The sequence below is a fragment of the Xanthomonas sp. LF07-6 genome (genome assembly GCF_034105445.1).
In the GTDB taxonomy this organism is placed as follows: Bacteria; Pseudomonadota; Gammaproteobacteria; order Xanthomonadales; family Xanthomonadaceae; genus Xanthomonas_A; species Xanthomonas_A sontii.
In genome coordinates this window covers 1-15,760 of the sequence record NZ_JAXGGI010000022.1, presented here as the reverse complement: position 1 = coordinate 15,760, position 15,760 = coordinate 1, and the positions used below count along the sequence as shown (strand labels likewise).

Genomic DNA, 15,760 nt, shown 5'->3' with positions numbered 1-15,760 from the left:
CGCTGCAGTGTCGCCGCGCCGGGGCGATACGGCTATCGTATCGGGATGCCGAGCGCTTCCCCACTTCCCTTTCGACGCAAACGGCGTGTTGCTTGCGCGGCGATGGTGTTGTTGGCCGCTGGCTGTCGGCGTCGCTGGCGGTAGTCGCGGTGTCGCACGCATGATCGCGACGAGCAGTTCGCGCACGCCCCTGCCCAAGCCGGCCGTCCGCCGGCTCGGCGCGGACGATGCGCTGGCCTATCTGCGGGTGGGCGAGGGCGCGCCGGTGCTGCTGGTGCATGGGGCCCTGTGCGACTACCGCTACTGGGCGCCACAACTGCGCGACCTAGCCGACCGCTTCCAGCTCAGCGCGCTGAGCCTGGGCCAGTACTACCCGCGGCTGCCGTCGGCGTCGCGGCATGCGTTCGGCTGGCGCTGGCATGCGCAGCAGCTCGCCGCCTTCATCGCCGAGGAAGCGCGGCCGGTGCATCTGGTCGGCCATTCCCGTGGTGCCGCCGTGGCCTGGCAGGCGGCGCTGTTGCGGCCGGATGCCATCGCCAGCCTGACCCTGTTCGATCCGGGTGGCCCGCAGCGGCAGGGCCTGCCGGCCGACGTTCAGGCGGTCCGCGCGCAAGCGATCGCGTTGCTGCAGGGTGGCCAGGTGGAGGCCGGCCTGGAATGCTTCGTCGATTCGGTCAGCCAGCCCGGCGCCTGGGCGCGCAGCAGCGCAAGCTTTCGGCAGATGGTTCGCGACAACGCGCAGACCCTGGTGCCGCAGATCGCCGACGTGCTGCCGGCGTACCGGCCCGAGCAGGCCGCCACCCTGGCGATGCCGGTGTTGCTGGTCGCCGGCGAACGCAGTCCGGCCCAGTACCGCGACAACGCCGCCGCCCTGGCGGCCTGGCTGCCGCAGGTGCGCCATGAGGTACTCGCCGGCGCCTCCCATGGCATGACCTTCACGCATGCGCGCCGCTGCAACGGCTTGATCGCCGATGCGGTGGCCGCGGCCGACCGGATGCTTTGAGGCTCTGCTCGCGGATGCCGCGGCGTGGAACATTTTGCACTGGACGATTATTTGGACAGGAAGCGTGACCGGCGGATTTCTATGCACGGAACGTCCGTGCGCATTGCGGAAAATAAGTATGGGGAAATTTTCTGCGATTTGCGCATCGTCTGCGGTGATTGTCGGAAATTGGTTATAAATCCCGCTGCCGCCGACGCCGATTGAGCGTCATGCGCTGTCATGATGAGACCTGCGTTGCAGGATTGAAAAATTTAAAATTGAATCATTGACAGCCACAACGGCGGCAATAGATTTGAATCGAACGCGACATCGCTGCACTGCACAAAACGTCATCGCGTTCCACGCAAGCCCGACAGCTGCAGTCGGTACTCACTTAATGCTACTCAGGGGATTCCGTCATGAAAATGATTCGGATGCACGAACTCGTGCATGCCTTCGCGATCGCCGCTCTCGCGTTTCCCGCGACGCTGCTTGCGCCCGCCGCGTCCGCGCAGGCGATCGGGACATTTCCACCCATCGAAACAAGCATCTCGCTCCCACACGACGAAGCGTCGCATCGCCAGCCGGCCGAATGGTGGTACATGACCGGTTTTCTGGACGGCACCGATCCATCTGGGGGAAAACACTCATACGCGTATGAAATGGTGGTATTTCAGATCGTTGGTGTCGCCAATACCGCACCGATCTACGACGCGCATTTCGCGATCTCGGATCTGGATCGCGGCGATTTCCGTTTCAAGAAGCAGGTGGTGACCGGGCCGTTCACCACGTCGACGGATCGTTTCGATCTGGACGTCGCCGGCTTCCAGATGGGCGGTTCGATGGGCAGTTATTATGCCAAGGCCGCGCCTGTCGATCTGGATTATGCCATCGACCTCAGTACCCAGGCGCTGCAGAAACCGACCTTGAACGGAACCAATGGCGTGGAAACCTATGGCGGATTCATCTCGCCGTATTATTCCTTCAACGTCAATGCAACCAGCGGCACCGTCTGGGATCACGGCGTGCCGGTCAAGGTCACCGGCACTTCCTGGTACGACCACGAATGGGCCAACGGCATCCCGGGCGACGCCAACAGCGGGTGGACCTGGTTCGGCGTGTCGTTGGACGACAACAGCCAATACAACATCAGTTTCTTCATGAAGGGCGACGGTACGGTCGATCAGGCGCTCGCCGTCAAGACCGCCGAAGGTCACTACACCCCGCTCGATCCCAGTGCGCTCAAGCTCGAACGGATCGGCAGCTGGACGAGCCCCAACACCGGCTACACCTATCCGGCGCAATGGAAGGTCACCTTGCCGGACGGCGCGATCACGATCACGCCGACGCTGCAGAACGCCGAGCTGTATGCGCCGGCCACGCAGAAGTTCTATTTCGAGGGTCCTGCCAAGGTGGTCGGCACGGTGGCGGGGAAATCGATCACCGGCAGGGCATTCGCCGAAATGAACCCGTGGGGCGTGGATTGGGGGATGCGCGTCCTGCCGTGAAGTGCCCAGTCGCATCCAATCAGTACGACATCCATCATCATCTTGCAGGGGATCACAATGCGTCTGTCAACAAAAACGTTTAGCCGCTTCCGCGGCTGGCTCGCTGCTGCCATGGTCATCGCGTGCGGCTTCTCGTCCGCACCCGTGGCTGCGCAGGTGTTCGAAGAACCCACGCCGGTGCAATTGCCGCGCGACGAGGGTCCGCACCACAGTCAGTTGGAATGGTGGTATTTCGTCGGCCATCTGTATGGCGTGGACCCCAGCGGCGCCCAGCGCGAATTCGGCTACGAGGTCACCGTGTTCCAGTTGTGGCCGATCGGGTCCGGGCCTGCCACCTATTCCTGGCACTTCGCGGTCACCGACGTGAACAACAAGCTGCACAAGGTGGAGGAGCGCGTCGTCACCGATCAGATTCCCGATCAGAAGGGCTCTTTCAACTTCGCCAACAACGGCTGGTCGATCAGCGGGTCGCAGCAGAATTACGCGATCAAGGGCGCACTGAGCGATGGGCGCTTCGCCATCGACCTCAAGACCAGCAGCGACATGCCGTTCGTGCTGCATAACGGCAACGGCGTGGTGGACTACCGTCCCATCGCCAAGACCTCGGCGTACTACTCTTCCACGGCGCTGGACACCGAAGGCACGGTCTACGACAACGGCGTGCCGATCAAGATCATCGGTACCTCGTGGCAGGACCGGCAGTGGTTCGTGAAAGGCATGGCCTCCGACGAGAACGGCTCCTTCTTCGGCGGCGGCTGGAACTGGTTCGCCATCCAGATGGATAACGACACCCAGTACATGCTGTATTACCTTCAGGACCCCAACACTGGCGCCATTACCAACAAGTACGGCACGCGCGTGTCCAAGGGCGTGGCGACCCCCGTCTCCGGCGACCAGATGGATCTGCAACGGCTGGCGACCTGGACGAGTCCGAACTCCGGTTACACCTACGAGTCCAAGTGGAACGTGATCCTGCCGGAAGGCAACCTGCTCATCACGCCGCTGGTCGACGACCAGGAGATGCTCTGGACCGGGCACCGCACGTATTGGGAAGGCGCTTCGCAAGTGGTCGGCACGCTCAACGGCGCTGCCGTGACCGGCCGCAGCTACGTCGAAGTCAATCCGTGGCGACAGCCGTACACGTCGCTGCCCTGAACGAGGCGGCGTATCGCAGCAACCTTGTTCCAGGCGGAGATAGTCGCCTGGAACAACGGTGTGTGTGACGTGGGCAGCGGTGGTGCACGGCGCGGCGACGGCCGCGCCGATTGGCCCGAGGAGGCCGCCGCCGCCTCGCGGTTGGGCGGGATAGGCGCAGCGTCGCGCCAGGGGGCACGCGCGCCATCCCGCAGGAGCGCGGTGCCCGCCGCGTTCCTGCGGGAGGGTTCGCCGGCTGCGGATTGGTCGGGTCGTTTGTAGAAGCGGCGTCAGCCGCGACAGGCTTCGCCGGGAAGGCCCCGTCGCGGCTGAAGCCGCTCCTGCAAACTACTTCCCGTCGTTATTGGCGGTTCCCCGAAGCCGCACCCACACGACAGGCCACCGTCCTGCGGCTCAAGCTCGCAGAGGAGTGAGTGCGTCGGAGGTGGTGCGGGCGGCGCTCCAACATGGCCCGCATCCGTTCGATCCACAGACCAGCGGTGGCGGCGGTCCTAGGCGCTACGCGCCACCGGGGCCGGTTCGCCGCGATCCAGTTGCCGGTAGGCGATGGCCTCGGTCAGGTGCGCGGTGGCGATGGCGTCGCTGGCGTCCAGGTCGGCGATGGTGCGCGCCACGCGCAGGATACGGTGCAGCGAGCGCGCCGACAGCCGCAGGCGCTCGATCGCGTGTTCCAGCAACGCTTCATCGTGCGGCTGCAGCCGGCAGTCGCGCAGGGTCTCGCTGTGGCCGAGCTGGCCGTTGGGCCGGCCGGCGCGGCGCTGTTGCCGTTGCCGCGCCTGTTCGACGCGGGCGCGCACCGTGGCGCTGGCTTCGCCGGGCGGGGCATCGGCGCGCAGCGCCTGTGGCGGCAGCCGCGGCACTTCCACGTGCAGGTCGATGCGGTCCAGCAGCGGGCCGGAGATGCGCGCGCGGTATCGCCGCACCGCGTCCTCGCTGCAGCGGCAGCGACCGCTGGGGTCGCCGGCCCAGCCGCAGGGGCAGGGATTCATCGCCGCCACCAGTTGGAAGCGCGCGGGAAACTCGGCGCTGCGCGCCGCGCGCGACACGGTCACCTGGCCCGATTCCAGCGGCTCGCGCAGCACTTCCAGCGCATGCCGGTTCCACTCCGGCAGTTCGTCCAGGAACAGCACGCCGTGGTGCGCCAGCGAGATCTCGCCCGGGCGCGGATGAGTGCCGCCGCCGACCAGCGACACCGCGCTGGCGGTGTGGTGCGGTGCGCGGTAGGGGCGTTGCCGCCAGCGTGCCGGATCCACGCCGCGGCCGCTGACCGAAGCGATGGCCGCGCTCTCCAGGGCCTCGGCTTCGCTGGCCGCGGGCAGGATCCCGGGCAGGCGCGAGGCCAGCAGGGTCTTGCCGCAGCCGGGGCTGCCGATCAGCAACAGGTGGTGATGCCCGGCCGCGGCGATCTCCAGGGCGCGCCGCGCCTGCGCCTGGCCGCGCACGTCGCTCAGGTCGGGAAAGGGCGCGGCGACCGTGGGCGGCGCGGTGGCCGCGGGCAGGGTCTTGCTGCCGTTGAGCAGGCCGCAGACTTCCAGCAGGGTGCGTGCGGTGTAGGCCTGCACGTGTTGCGCCAACGCGGCCTCGGCGCCGTTGTCGGCCGGGACGATCAGGGTGCGCCCAGCCTGGGCGGCGGCCAGTGCGGCCGGCAGCACGCCGTCGACCGGACGCAGTTCGCCGGTCAAGGCCAGTTCGCCGAGGAATTCGTACTGGCCGAGCACCTGCGGGTCAAGCTGGCCGGCGGCGGCGAGGATGCCCAGCGCGATCGGCAGGTCGAAGCGGCCGCCCTCCTTGGGCAGGTCGGCCGGGGCCAGGTTGACCGTGATCCGCCGTGCCGGGAACTCGTACTGCGCGCAGAGCAGGGCGGCGCGGACGCGGTCGCGCGATTCGCGTACCGCCGCCTCGGGCAGGCCGACGATCTGCGTGGTCGGCAGGCCGCCGGACAGATGGACTTCGACCCGAACCGGAGGCGCAAGCACCCCCGCGCGGGCACGGCTGTGCACCAGCGCCAGGCTCATGGTGGCGGGTGGATCAGGCGGTGGGACTGGGCGACTGCCCGCTGCGTGCCGCTTCCAGCGCGGCGACGCTGCGCTCCAGCGCTTCGAGCTTCTCGCGGGTGCGCAGCAGCACCGCGCGCTGCACTTCGAATTCCTCGCGGGTGACCAGGTCGAGCTTGCCCAGCCCGGCCTGCAGCGCGCTCTTGAAGGTGCTCTGCAGTTCGTCACGGGATTGGCGCAGGCCCGGCGGCACCAGATCGCTGAGGCGGCGGGCGAGGTCGTCGAGATGGTTGAGGTCGATCATGGCTGTGCTCCGGCAGGTGGCGTCAGATTGCGGCACCGGAAAGGTCGGGACCATCGGGATCGGACGCGGCGCGCTGTCGGAAAATTCCGGCGTTGGGGGCGCGCGGACATTGAACCCGACGGCCGTCGATCGTGCAACCGCGCTATCCTGAGGCCATTGTGATTGGAGAACGCCGCATGAAGATGATCATGGCCGTGATCAAGCCGTTCAAGCTCGACGACGTGCGCGAGGCGCTCGCCGCGCAGGGCGTGGCCGGCATCACCGTCACCGAGGTCAAGGGCTTCGGCCGGCAGAAGGGCCACACCGAGCTGTATCGCGGCGCCGAGTACGTGGTCGATTTCCTGCCCAAGGTGAAGCTGGAAGTGGCGGTCAGCGAGGATCAGGTCGAGCGCGTGGTCGAGGCCATCGTCAAGGCCGCCGCCACCGGCAAGATCGGCGACGGCAAGGTGTTCGTCTACGACCTGGGCACGGTGGTGCGGATCCGCACCGGCGAACTGGACGCGGACGCGCTGTAACGCAGTCACCGCGCCTGCATCGCCGTGGCATGGATGGTGTCGTGTAGGAGCGGTTTCAGCCGCGATGGGCGTTCCCGATAGAACCTGTCGCGGCTGAAACCGCCCCTACAGGCGTGGCGGGCCAGTTGGATAGGTCAGGCACGCTGCGAGTCAGTCGCCGACTCAGACGCCGCCGTAGCCGCGGCCGAGGGTGAGCCAGAACGTCGCCACCACCAGCACCGCCACGACGACCGTGGCGCGGCTGGACGGTAGCGGCAGTGGCGCGCGCGACCGGCGCGACAGCGCAACGACCACCAGGCCGATCGGTGCCAACAGGCCTTCCTGCGCCGCCTCGCGCAGTGCCGGCAGCACCGGCCCGGCATGGAACAGCACGCTCACGCAGGCCACCGTGCCGGCAGTGGCGTAGGCCGCCAGCATTGGCCTGCCTTTCGGCAGCCACGGGGCGATGGCGCGCAGCACCTGCAGATACAGCCAGGCGCCGGCCAGTCCCATCCCCAGCCGCCAGGCCCAGGCCGGCTGCAGGGCGAGATCGCGCAGGACGAAGGCGAGGTCTCCGTCATTGGTGACCGCGGAGAACAGCAGGTAGCCGGCGCCCCACAGTCCGTTGAAGGCGGCGATCAGCGCGAGCGCCAGGCGCGGCGTGTCCGCGCGACGGCGGCGTGCCGCCAGGATGCACACTGCGGCCACGCACAGATTCGCCAGCGGCCCGGCGGCATCCACGAAGGGTTGCCCAGGCTGGCAGCGGAAGTACACCGACGTGAGCCAGCGAACGGTGCCGCCGCTGCCCAGGCAGGCCAGGCCATGGCCTACCGCTTCGTGGGCGACGCAGGCGACGACGAAGCCGATCGCGGCCAGCGCGCACAGGGTCCACGGCGACGTCGTCTGGGAGCGCATGGCAGGCTCGCGGTGTGTGCGATGGAGGCCAGCGCATCGTCGCACGCGCCGGCCATGGCGTGCGGCATCGTTTGGCGCCTACAGCGCGCGATCGCGGCAACCGGCGAGGCGATGCCATGCGCGATGCAGCGCGCCTGTCGATTCGGATGCGCACGCGTTGGGGGCCGGCCTTACCGAGGGCCCCGACAGCGCCGACGATCCGCGGCATCGGCGCACGTCAGGCGCGCGCCGATGCCGAAGAGAACCGGGGGCTTAGCCGCCCAGCGCCTCGGCCACGAACGGCGGCAGCACCTGGGTGCCGGTGTGCAGGTGCGCGCTGTAGTAGCGGGTGGCGAACGGCTTGGCCGCGGCGTCGTCCTGGCGGAAGTCGAAGCCGCCCTGCTTGCGCGCCATGGTCACGCTCCACCAGCCGGTCGGGTAGCACGGCTGCGGGAACGGCACGGTGTGGAAGCTGGCGAAGCCGGCCTTGCCCATTTCCGTGCGCATTTCCTTGATCAGGTCCAGCAGCGCCAGCGGCGACTCGGACTGCTGCACCAGGATGCCGTCGTCCTTCAGCGCCTTGAAGCAACTCTCGTAGAAGGCCTTGTTGAACAGGCCTTCGGCCGGGCCGACCGGGTCGGTGGAGTCGACGATGACGATGTCCACGCTGCCGGCCGGGCAGTTGGCCATGTAGGCCACGCCATCGTCGAACAGCAGCTCGGCGCGCGGGTCGTTGTTGGAGTCGCACAGTTCCGGGAAGTACTTCTCGGCCATGCGCGTGACCTGCTCGTCGATGTCGCACTGGGTGGCGCTTTCCACGCCCGGGTGCTTGAGCACTTCGCGCAGGGTGCCGCAGTCGCCGCCGCCGATGATCACCACGCGCTTGGGCGCGGCGTGGGTGAACAGCGCCGGATGGCTGATCATCTCGTGGTAGAAGAAGTTGTCGCGTGTGGTCAGCATCACCGCGCCGTCGATCACCATCAGCTTGCCCCAGTCGGTGGTGTCGTAGATCTCGATCTTCTGGAACGGCGACTGCACCTCGTCCAGCTTGCCGGTGATGCGGTAGCCGATGGCCGAGCCGGTGGGCTGGAAGTGTTCGATGTACCAGTTGTCGTTGGCGCTCATGGAATGTCCTAGGAAAGCAAAAAGAATGCAGCGTTTCCTTCTCCCCCCCGGGAGAAGGTGGCGCGAAGCGCCGGATGAGGGTCGGGCGCAGCCTCATGCAGCCAGGTCACACGAGGCTGTTACGACACCTCCCCGGATGAGGGTCGGGCGCAGCACGTGCAGCCGAGCTACCCGATGCTGTCGCCGCACCCTCCGGACGCGGCCTCGCGCACTCAAGCCACGCCAGGCGCCCGCGAACCCGGCCCGGCTCCACCAGGAGCCGAGGGCGTCGGAACGGCGCGGATTGTAACGGACCCCACGCGTAGCAGGGGTTACAATCCACGCCCTTTTTCCCTCAGCCGAGCCGCCACGATGAGCGATTGGTCCCTCGACCAAGCCCGCAAGACCTATTCGATCCCGCACTGGGCCGACGGGTACTTCGACGTGGACGCGGCCGGCCGGGTGGTGGTGCGGCCGCAGGGCGCCGACGGCGTGGCGATCGCGCTGCCGGAGGTGGTGGACGCCGCGCGCGCGGCCGGGGCCAAGCTGCCGATGCTGGTGCGCTTCCCCGACATCCTCGGCGAGCGCCTGGGCAAGCTGCAATCGGCCTTCGCCCAGGCTCAGGCCGACTGGGACTATGCCGGCGGCTACACCGCGGTGTACCCGATCAAGGTCAACCAGCACCGCGGCGTGGCCGGCACCCTGGCCAGCCACCAGGGCGAGGGCTTCGGCCTGGAGGCGGGCAGCAAGCCGGAACTGATGGCGGTGCTGGCGCTGTCGCGTCCGGGCGGGCTGATCGTGTGCAACGGCTACAAGGACCGCGAGTACATCCGTCTGGCGCTGATCGGGCGCAAGCTCGGCCTGCAGACCTTCATCGTCATCGAGAAGCCGTCGGAGCTGAAGCTGGTGCTGGAGGAGGCGCGCGCGCTGGACGTGAAGCCGGGCCTGGGCGTGCGCATGCGCCTGGCCTCGCTGGGCGCGGGCAAGTGGCAGAACAGCGGTGGCGACAAGGCCAAGTTCGGGCTGTCGCCGCGGCAGGTGCTGGACCTGTGGAAGACCCTGCGCGACACCGAATACGCCGACGCGCTGAACCTGCTGCACTTCCACATGGGGTCGCAGATCTCCAACGTGCGCGACATCGCCAACGGCATGCGCGAGGCCACCCGCTATTTCGTCGAGCTGTCCAAGCTGGGCGCGAAGATCAGCCACGTCGACGTCGGCGGCGGCCTGGGCATCGACTACGAAGGCACCCGCTCGCGCAGCTACTGCTCGATCAACTACGGCCTGCACTCCTACGCCAGCAACATCGTGCAGCCGCTGGCCAGCGCCTGCGAGGAGCACGGCCTGCCGCCGCCGCGCATCGTCACCGAGTGCGGGCGTGCGATGACCGCGCACCACGCGGTGCTGATCGCCAACGTGTCCGAGGTGGAGCAGGCGCCGGAAGGCCGCGTGCCCGACGCGCACGACGACGAACCGGCGGCTATTCGCCACCTGCGCGAGATCCATGCCGAACTGGACCAGCGCCCGGCGGTGGAACTGTTCCAGGAGGCGCAGCATTTCCACGCCGAAGGCCTCAGCGGCTACGCCCTGGGCCAGATCGACCTGACCCATCGCGCGCGCATCGACGACCTGTTCTATGCCATCGCCCATGGCGTGCGGGCCCGGCTGAGCCACGAGGAAAAGAGCCACCGCCCGGTGCTGGACGAGCTCAACGAGCGCCTGGTCGACAAGTACTTCGTCAACTTCAGCGTGTTCGAATCGATTCCCGACGTGTGGGCGATCGACCAGGTATTCCCGATCGTGCCGATCGAACGCCTGAACGAGGCGCCGGCACGGCGCGGCGTGGTCTGCGACATGACCTGCGATTCCGACGGCATGGTCAAGACCTACGTCGAGAACGAAAGCCTGGACAGCTCGCTGCCGCTGCACGCGCTGCGCCCGGGCGAAAGCTACCGCATCGGCTTCTTCCTGGTCGGCGCCTACCAGGAGATCCTCGGCGACATCCACAACCTGTTCGGCGACACCGACGCGGTGGAAGTGGCGGTGGATGGAGACGGCTACCGCATCGCCCAGCAGCGCCGCGGCGACACCACCGACGTGATGCTGGACTACGTCGGCTACCGCTTGGACGACCTGCGCGCCGCCTACGCCGAACGCGTCGCCGCCGCGCAGTTGCCGGCCGCGCAGGCCACGGAACTGGCCGACGCGCTCGAGGCCGGCCTGACCGGCTACACCTACCTGTCGGACGAACCGCTGGGCTGACAGCGCGCGACCCACTCAAGCCCCTCTCCCCCCGGGAGAGGGGTTGGGGTGAGGGTACGCCCGTGCACGCAATCTTGGGGTTGGCCGTCTGGCGCCGCGGCTTGCATCTTCCAGGCGCGATCGCTTGGGCGTCGATAGACGGCTGCCGCCGCAACCGGCGATGCAGCCAGTAAGCTGCGCGCTCCCCACCGCCAACCCCTGCGATGCGCTATCCCGGCCTCGACCTGCTGCGCGCCATCGCCATCGTCTGGGTGATGTTGTTCCACTCCTTCGTGGTCGGTGGGCTGGGCCCGGATTGGGAGTGGCTGTCGCGCTATGGCTGGATGGGCGTGGATCTGTTCTTCGTGCTCAGCGGCTTTTTGATCGGCGGCCAGGTGCTGGCGCCGCTGGCCCGCGGCGAGCCGCTGCGCTACGGCGAGTTCTACCGGCGCCGCGCCTACCGCATCCTGCCGGCGTACGCGGTGGTGCTGGCGTTGTACCTGGCATGGCCCGGGTTCCGCGAAGCGCCCGGGATCGCGCCGTGGTGGCTGTTCGCCAGTTTCACCCTCAACCTGGGCATCGACTACGCCAACCAGCAGGCGTTCTCGCATGCCTGGTCGCTGTGCGTGGAAGAGCACTTCTACCTGGTGTTTCCGCTGCTGGCGGCGTGGATGCTGCGGCGGCCATCGGCGCCGCGTTTCGTGGCGCTGTGCGTGGCCGTGGTGCTGGCCGGCATCGCCCTGCGCAGTGCGATCTGGGTGCACGACAGCGCGCTGGATCGCATCGGTGCCGGGCTGCAGCGCAACTGGTTCATCGAGGATCTCTACTATCCGACCTGGAACCGCCTGGACGGCCTGCTGGCGGGGGTGGCGTTGGCAGTGCTGAAGACCTTCCGGCCGCAGCACTGGCAGCGGCTGCAGCGTAACGCCAGCGTCGTGGCGCTTGCCGGCATCGTGGTCTGTGCGCTGGCGATGTGGCTGTTCCGCGACCGCACCGGCCTGCTCGGCAATGCCATCGGCTGGCCGGTGCTGTCGTTGGGACTGGCGCTGCTGGTCGGCGCCGGCGCCTCCACCCAGGGATGGCTGGGGCGCTGCCGGGTGCCGGGCGCGGCCTGGCTGGCCGCGGTGTCCTATAGCCTGTACCTGAGCCACAAGGCGGCGTTCCATCTGACCCAGGCGTGGTTCGGCGCGCTGCTGGACGGGCGTGGACCGCTCGCCTTCGCCGTCTATGCCGGCATGGCGCTGCTGTTCGCGGCTGTCCTGCACTACGCGGTGGAGCGGCCGTTCCTGCGCCTGCGCGAGCGGCGCAGCGCCGCGGCTGTCGCGACCGCGCATGGTTGAACGCACGGTTTCCGATCCGCGCGGCACGTCCCGGTGAAGAGCGATGGCAATCCTTCAAGACCGTGGCCAGCGGCGGCGCCACATGCTCGCCGGCGTCCTGATCGCCAGGAGGATGCCCTGCAAGGGCGGCAGGTAAGCGCGCGGGACGTCTCAGCCATCCCCGACCAGCGCTGCATGCGCCGCCTGCAGGCGCTGTTGCAGGATCTCCGCCAGCCGCGCCACCGCCGGCGGCGGCACGGCGGCCACGCGATGCAGGCTCAGCCCTAGCGCCGGCAACGCTGGCAGGCCGCCGGCGCCGGGCGGGAGCAGGGCCAGTCCGGCCGGCACCCCGGCGGGGGTGCGCAGGGTGATGCCCAATCCGGCGCGGACCGCCGCCCATACGCCGCCGAGGCTGGCGCTGGTGAAGGCGATGCGCCATGGGATGCCGGCGCGGTCCAGTGCGGTGGTCGCGGCCGTGCGCAGCAGGCAGGGGGCTTCCAGCATCACCAATGGCAATGGCGCCGCGCCGCTCCAGTCGGCCACGTCCGGCGCGCTGCGGCCGCCTGCGGCGATCCAGCGCAGCGGCCACGCCGCTTGCGCCTGCCGATGCGCCGAGGCCGCGCCGGAGTCCCAGGCCAGGGCCAGATCCAGTTGCCCGGCCTCCACCCGCGCCAGCAGCTCCTGGTGGCGGGCGATGCGCGCTTCGATCCGCACCTGCGGGTGGGCGCGGGCGAAACGCCCGAGCACGTCCGGCAGCATGTACTCGCCGAAGTCCTCCTGCAGCCCCAGCCGCACCCAGCCCTGCAGTGCCGTGTCCTGCAGGGCCACGACCGCCTCGTCGTTGAGCTCGAGCAGCCGCCGCGCGTAGCCCAGCAAGGCTTCGCCGGCCTCGGTCAGGGCCAGGCCGCGGCCCTGGCGGCGCAGCACCGGCTGCCCGGCCTGCTCCTCCAGCTTCTTCAGCTGTGCGCTGATCGCCGAGGTGGAGCGCCCGCGGCGCTCGGCCGCCTTGGCGAAGCTGCCCAACTCCACGCCGGCGACGAAGCTGCGCAGCGCGTCGAGGTCGAAGGTGGTGGGGCGCATCGGTCGATCCTGATTTACCGGACGGTCGTTTCGATATTTTCCGATTTTTCGAAAGGTTGTGCGCGACTAGGCTGTGCCCGTTCCCCCTGCGAGACCTTCCGATGTCCGGCCCATCCACGCCGTTTCCTTCCCCGCAGGCCGCGTTCGGCGACATCGCGCCGGCCTTCGCCCGCCTCACCGACGAGGTGCTGTTCGCCGAGATGTGGCAGCGCCCTGGGCTGTCGCCGCGCGAGCGCAGCCTGGTCACGGTGGCGGCACTGGTAGCCCTGTCGCGACTGGAGCAGTTGCCGCTGCACCTGGCGCGCGCACTGGAGAACGGTCTGGACCGCGACACCCTGGCCGAGGCCATCACCCACCTGGCGTTCTACGCCGGCTGGCCGTGTGCGGCGTCCGCGCTGCCGTTGCTGCGCACCGCTGCCGCGGCGCGGCCGTCCATGACGGAGCCGCGCTGATGCCGTACGCCCGTATCTCGCTGCTGCGCGGCCACGCGCCCGCCTACCTGCGTGCGCTGTCGGCCAGCCTTTACCAGGCCATGCACGACGCCTTCGAGGTGCCGGCCGGCGACTGCTTCCAGGTCATCCATCAGCACGACCCGGACGAACTGGTGTTCGACCGCCATTACCTGGGCGGCCCGCGCTCGGATCGTTTCGTGCTGATCGCCATCACCGCCGGCCGCGAACGCAGCGCTGCCTGCAAGCAGGCGTTCTATCGGCGCCTGGTCGAGCTGCTGGCGATCGCGCCTGGAATTCCGCCGGAGGACGTGATGGTCACCATCGTCACCACCGCGGCGCAGGACTGGTCGTTCGGCGGCGGCCGCGCCGGCATCACAGCCCGCGGAGTGCCGGCATGATCGCCATGCAATACAGCATCGCGTTGCCGGCGGACTACGACATGGCGATCATCCGCCGCCGCATCGCCGACAAAGGCCCGTTGCTCGACACGCTGCCGGGGCTGCAGTTCAAGGCCTACCTGGTCGCCGATCGCAGCGATCCGCTGCTGCCCGGCCGGCAGAACCTGTATGCGCCGTTCTATCTATGGCGCGATGCGGCGGCGATGCACGCGTTCCTCGCCGGCCCCGCGTTCGCCGCGCTGTGCGAGGCCTTCGGACGCCCGACCGTGCAGGCGTGGATGGTCGGTACGGCGTGGACGTCCGCGGCGCTGCGCTCGGCGCGCTACGCCACCCGCGCGCTTCCGGCGCCATCGCCTGCCTGCGGAAACGACACCGCCGACATGGACGTGCCTGACGAACGCGTGCTGGCCACGGTGTGCGGCTACGAACCGCAGGGATGGACGCGGCTGCGTTTTCATCTGTGGCGCGATCTGCCGCCGGAAGACGCCGCCGCGCACTGCTATGCCGTGCATCACCTCAGCGTGCCCGGCGTGACCGACGCCGCCGGGTGAGCCGGTGGCGTTGGATGCTCAGTACATGTTCTTCTTGTAGTCGGCCTGCAGCCCTTTGCGCACCACGCCGGGCACCGAGACCGCCGCGCGCATCAGCGTGGCCTGGGCGCCGCGCGCGCCGCTGAGCCGGACGTGGTCGCGGAAGATCGTCGGCGGGTCCAGGTCGTGTGCGATGGCGGCGGGCGGCCAACGGTCGAAACGACCGAGCGCGCGGCTGTGCGTCTCCTCCATGAGCGCCGGCAGCACCCGCACCGCCAGATGCGGAACGCGTCCATCGACGGCGAGCGCGTTGCGGATCGCCTCGTCGGTGCTGGGGCGGGCGAGCCCCTCGATGCACACGCAGCGCGCGCTGCCGGGGCGCAGTGCCAGCAGCGCGAGCTGCGGCCGCGCCAGCAGGTTGCCCAGGCTGTCGACGCGGCGATTGCCCGGCCGGTCGGCGAACCACCAGGCGTCGCGGTGGGCTTGCAGCAAGGCCCCGCGCGATCCCCGCGCGGACTGACATCGACGCGGCCCTCGGCATCGGCGGTGGCCAGGATCAGCAGTCGGCAACTGGCGAGCAATCCTTCCGGCGTCTCCGGCGGCGTGGCGCTGGTCTGTGCCTCCGCGTGCCACCAGTCGGCGCGCAGCAGGGCCTTGGCGCAGTGCAGATAGCATTCCTCGACGGCAACGAACACGCGCGTGCCGTCGTCGCCGGCGATGCGGCCATTGATCCGCAGGGTTTCGCCTAATCCGGGCACCAGGAACAGCGAACCGAAGCCGGCGCCGACGTGCGCGTGGGCGGTGTCCAGTGCCTGCAGCGGGATCGACAGCAGATGCGGCGTATCGCCGCGCGCGAAGCCGGGTGCACGGCTGCCCGCACTCAATGCCAGGCGCTGGCCGGCGACGCCGGCGAACAGCAAGGGGCTGGCGGCCAGCCAGCGCAGCGCATGCGCGTCCAGGTGGTCGATCACCTTCAGGTCGCGCGGACCGGGCAGGCGGCCCACGCAGTCCTGCAGCTGCGCCGCATCGGTGACGAAGTCGGTCATGGCGATGTCTCCCGGAAGCGGAAGACGCCGTGGTCGAGCGAAGCGGGAGAGATCATCGCAAAGCACTCCTGTGAACGAGCGGGAGGCTTGCGCGAAGGCTGGCGACGCCTGGAACCGTACCACAGCGCGGCGGACGCCGCGTCCGGCCACTTACGGTCGTCCTTGGCCAGGCAGCACCGTGACAGGGCACCTCTCATCTCCCCTGGGAGGTGTCCGTTAGGAGCGGCTTCAGCCGCGACAGGGGCGTTCCCGGTGAAGC

At 68.9% G+C, this 15,760-nt stretch carries 15 protein-coding genes; 9 read left to right on the top strand and 6 right to left on the bottom strand.

The window, feature by feature from the left end:
- Window positions 1-160 precede the first annotated feature (160 nt).
- The 3 genes from SLW56_RS20160 (at window position 161) to SLW56_RS20150 (ending at window position 3,645) form a co-directional block, all read left to right on the top strand.
- Entirely contained in the window at window positions 161-1,003 is an 843-nt protein-coding gene (locus tag SLW56_RS20160) for an alpha/beta fold hydrolase (RefSeq protein ID WP_267102971.1), read from the top strand.
- 398 nt (window positions 1,004-1,401) lie between these two features.
- On the top strand, window positions 1,402-2,490 hold the full coding sequence (locus SLW56_RS20155) for a carotenoid 1,2-hydratase (RefSeq protein WP_226977771.1): 1,089 nt from the start codon (window positions 1,402-1,404) through the stop codon (window positions 2,488-2,490).
- Window positions 2,491-2,601: 111 nt separating this feature from the next.
- Window positions 2,602-3,645 carry a lipocalin-like domain-containing protein gene (locus SLW56_RS20150; protein WP_267102970.1) on the top strand — a complete coding sequence of 348 codons (1,044 nt, stop codon included), beginning with the start codon at window positions 2,602-2,604 and terminating at the stop codon, window positions 3,643-3,645.
- 491 nt (window positions 3,646-4,136) lie between these two features.
- Here the strand turns inward: SLW56_RS20150 and SLW56_RS20145 are convergent, their stop codons facing one another.
- Together SLW56_RS20145 and SLW56_RS20140 are read right to left on the bottom strand one after the other, a co-directional pair.
- Window positions 4,137-5,660: a YifB family Mg chelatase-like AAA ATPase gene (locus tag SLW56_RS20145; protein ID WP_152238803.1), complete on the bottom strand. Its 1,524-nt coding sequence runs from the start codon at window positions 5,658-5,660 to the stop codon at window positions 4,137-4,139.
- A gap of 13 nt (window positions 5,661-5,673) precedes the next feature.
- The gene (locus SLW56_RS20140) at window positions 5,674-5,943 is read right to left on the bottom strand and encodes an accessory factor UbiK family protein (protein ID WP_017908021.1); all 270 of its coding nucleotides are present in this window, start codon (window positions 5,941-5,943) and stop codon (window positions 5,674-5,676) included.
- A 176-nt stretch (window positions 5,944-6,119) separates the two neighbouring features.
- Between SLW56_RS20140 and SLW56_RS20135 the strand changes: the two genes are divergently transcribed.
- Window positions 6,120-6,458 (top strand): P-II family nitrogen regulator, encoded by a 339-nt coding sequence (locus SLW56_RS20135; RefSeq protein WP_010341856.1) that lies wholly within the window; start codon window positions 6,120-6,122, stop codon window positions 6,456-6,458.
- A 162-nt stretch (window positions 6,459-6,620) separates the two neighbouring features.
- Here the strand turns inward: SLW56_RS20135 and SLW56_RS20130 are convergent, their stop codons facing one another.
- A complete protein-coding gene (locus SLW56_RS20130) occupies window positions 6,621-7,352 on the bottom strand; it encodes a hypothetical protein (protein ID WP_295847729.1) in 732 nt (243 codons plus the stop codon).
- Between the two features lie 252 nt (window positions 7,353-7,604).
- A complete protein-coding gene (speE, locus tag SLW56_RS20125; RefSeq protein ID WP_017908019.1) occupies window positions 7,605-8,456 on the bottom strand; it encodes a polyamine aminopropyltransferase in 852 nt (283 codons plus the stop codon).
- A 351-nt stretch (window positions 8,457-8,807) separates the two neighbouring features.
- Between speE and speA the strand changes: the two genes are divergently transcribed.
- Both speA and SLW56_RS20115 read left to right on the top strand, forming a co-directional pair.
- Complete coding sequence (gene speA, locus SLW56_RS20120; RefSeq protein WP_295847726.1) at window positions 8,808-10,697, top strand: arginine decarboxylase; 1,890 nt, start codon at window positions 8,808-8,810, stop codon at window positions 10,695-10,697.
- A gap of 203 nt (window positions 10,698-10,900) precedes the next feature.
- A complete protein-coding gene (locus SLW56_RS20115) occupies window positions 10,901-12,016 on the top strand; it encodes an acyltransferase (RefSeq protein WP_320695378.1) in 1,116 nt (371 codons plus the stop codon).
- Window positions 12,017-12,166: 150 nt separating this feature from the next.
- Here the strand turns inward: SLW56_RS20115 and SLW56_RS20110 are convergent, their stop codons facing one another.
- Window positions 12,167-13,075 (bottom strand): LysR substrate-binding domain-containing protein, encoded by a 909-nt coding sequence (locus SLW56_RS20110; RefSeq protein ID WP_320695377.1) that lies wholly within the window; start codon window positions 13,073-13,075, stop codon window positions 12,167-12,169.
- Between the two features lie 101 nt (window positions 13,076-13,176).
- Between SLW56_RS20110 and SLW56_RS20105 the strand changes: the two genes are divergently transcribed.
- The 3 genes from SLW56_RS20105 to SLW56_RS20095 are packed head-to-tail and all read left to right on the top strand — an operon-like array spanning window position 13,177 to window position 14,476.
- Window positions 13,177-13,527 (top strand): carboxymuconolactone decarboxylase family protein, encoded by a 351-nt coding sequence (locus SLW56_RS20105; RefSeq protein WP_267104043.1) that lies wholly within the window; start codon window positions 13,177-13,179, stop codon window positions 13,525-13,527.
- On the top strand, window positions 13,527-13,925 hold the full coding sequence (locus SLW56_RS20100) for a tautomerase family protein (RefSeq protein WP_267100430.1): 399 nt from the start codon (window positions 13,527-13,529) through the stop codon (window positions 13,923-13,925). Before SLW56_RS20105 ends, SLW56_RS20100 begins: the two co-directional genes overlap by 1 nt.
- Window positions 13,922-14,476, top strand: a complete 555-nt coding sequence (locus SLW56_RS20095) for a DUF4865 family protein (protein WP_295915355.1) — start codon at window positions 13,922-13,924, stop codon at window positions 14,474-14,476. Before SLW56_RS20100 ends, SLW56_RS20095 begins: the two co-directional genes overlap by 4 nt.
- Window positions 14,477-14,494: 18 nt before the next feature.
- Here the strand turns inward: SLW56_RS20095 and SLW56_RS20090 are convergent, their stop codons facing one another.
- Window positions 14,495-14,947 carry a hypothetical protein gene (locus tag SLW56_RS20090; RefSeq protein WP_320695376.1) on the bottom strand — a complete coding sequence of 151 codons (453 nt, stop codon included), beginning with the start codon at window positions 14,945-14,947 and terminating at the stop codon, window positions 14,495-14,497.
- Window positions 14,948-15,760: the final 813 nt, after the last annotated feature.

Coding starts and splice junctions, on each gene's coding strand:
- SLW56_RS20095 (WP_295915355.1), top strand. CDS start 13,922: ATGATCGCCATGCAATACAGCATCGCGTTGCCGGCGGACTACGACATG.
- SLW56_RS20150 (WP_267102970.1), top strand. CDS start 2,602: ATGGTCATCGCGTGCGGCTTCTCGTCCGCACCCGTGGCTGCGCAGGTG.
- SLW56_RS20135 (WP_010341856.1), top strand. CDS start 6,120: ATGAAGATGATCATGGCCGTGATCAAGCCGTTCAAGCTCGACGACGTG.
- SLW56_RS20155 (WP_226977771.1), top strand. CDS start 1,402: ATGAAAATGATTCGGATGCACGAACTCGTGCATGCCTTCGCGATCGCC.
- speE (WP_017908019.1), bottom strand. CDS start 8,456: ATGAGCGCCAACGACAACTGGTACATCGAACACTTCCAGCCCACCGGC.
- SLW56_RS20105 (WP_267104043.1), top strand. CDS start 13,177: ATGTCCGGCCCATCCACGCCGTTTCCTTCCCCGCAGGCCGCGTTCGGC.
- SLW56_RS20110 (WP_320695377.1), bottom strand. CDS start 13,075: ATGCGCCCCACCACCTTCGACCTCGACGCGCTGCGCAGCTTCGTCGCC.
- SLW56_RS20145 (WP_152238803.1), bottom strand. CDS start 5,660: ATGAGCCTGGCGCTGGTGCACAGCCGTGCCCGCGCGGGGGTGCTTGCG.
- speA (WP_295847726.1), top strand. CDS start 8,808: ATGAGCGATTGGTCCCTCGACCAAGCCCGCAAGACCTATTCGATCCCG.
- SLW56_RS20115 (WP_320695378.1), top strand. CDS start 10,901: ATGCGCTATCCCGGCCTCGACCTGCTGCGCGCCATCGCCATCGTCTGG.
- SLW56_RS20160 (WP_267102971.1), top strand. CDS start 161: ATGATCGCGACGAGCAGTTCGCGCACGCCCCTGCCCAAGCCGGCCGTC.
- SLW56_RS20140 (WP_017908021.1), bottom strand. CDS start 5,943: ATGATCGACCTCAACCATCTCGACGACCTCGCCCGCCGCCTCAGCGAT.
- SLW56_RS20130 (WP_295847729.1), bottom strand. CDS start 7,352: ATGCGCTCCCAGACGACGTCGCCGTGGACCCTGTGCGCGCTGGCCGCG.
- SLW56_RS20100 (WP_267100430.1), top strand. CDS start 13,527: ATGCCGTACGCCCGTATCTCGCTGCTGCGCGGCCACGCGCCCGCCTAC.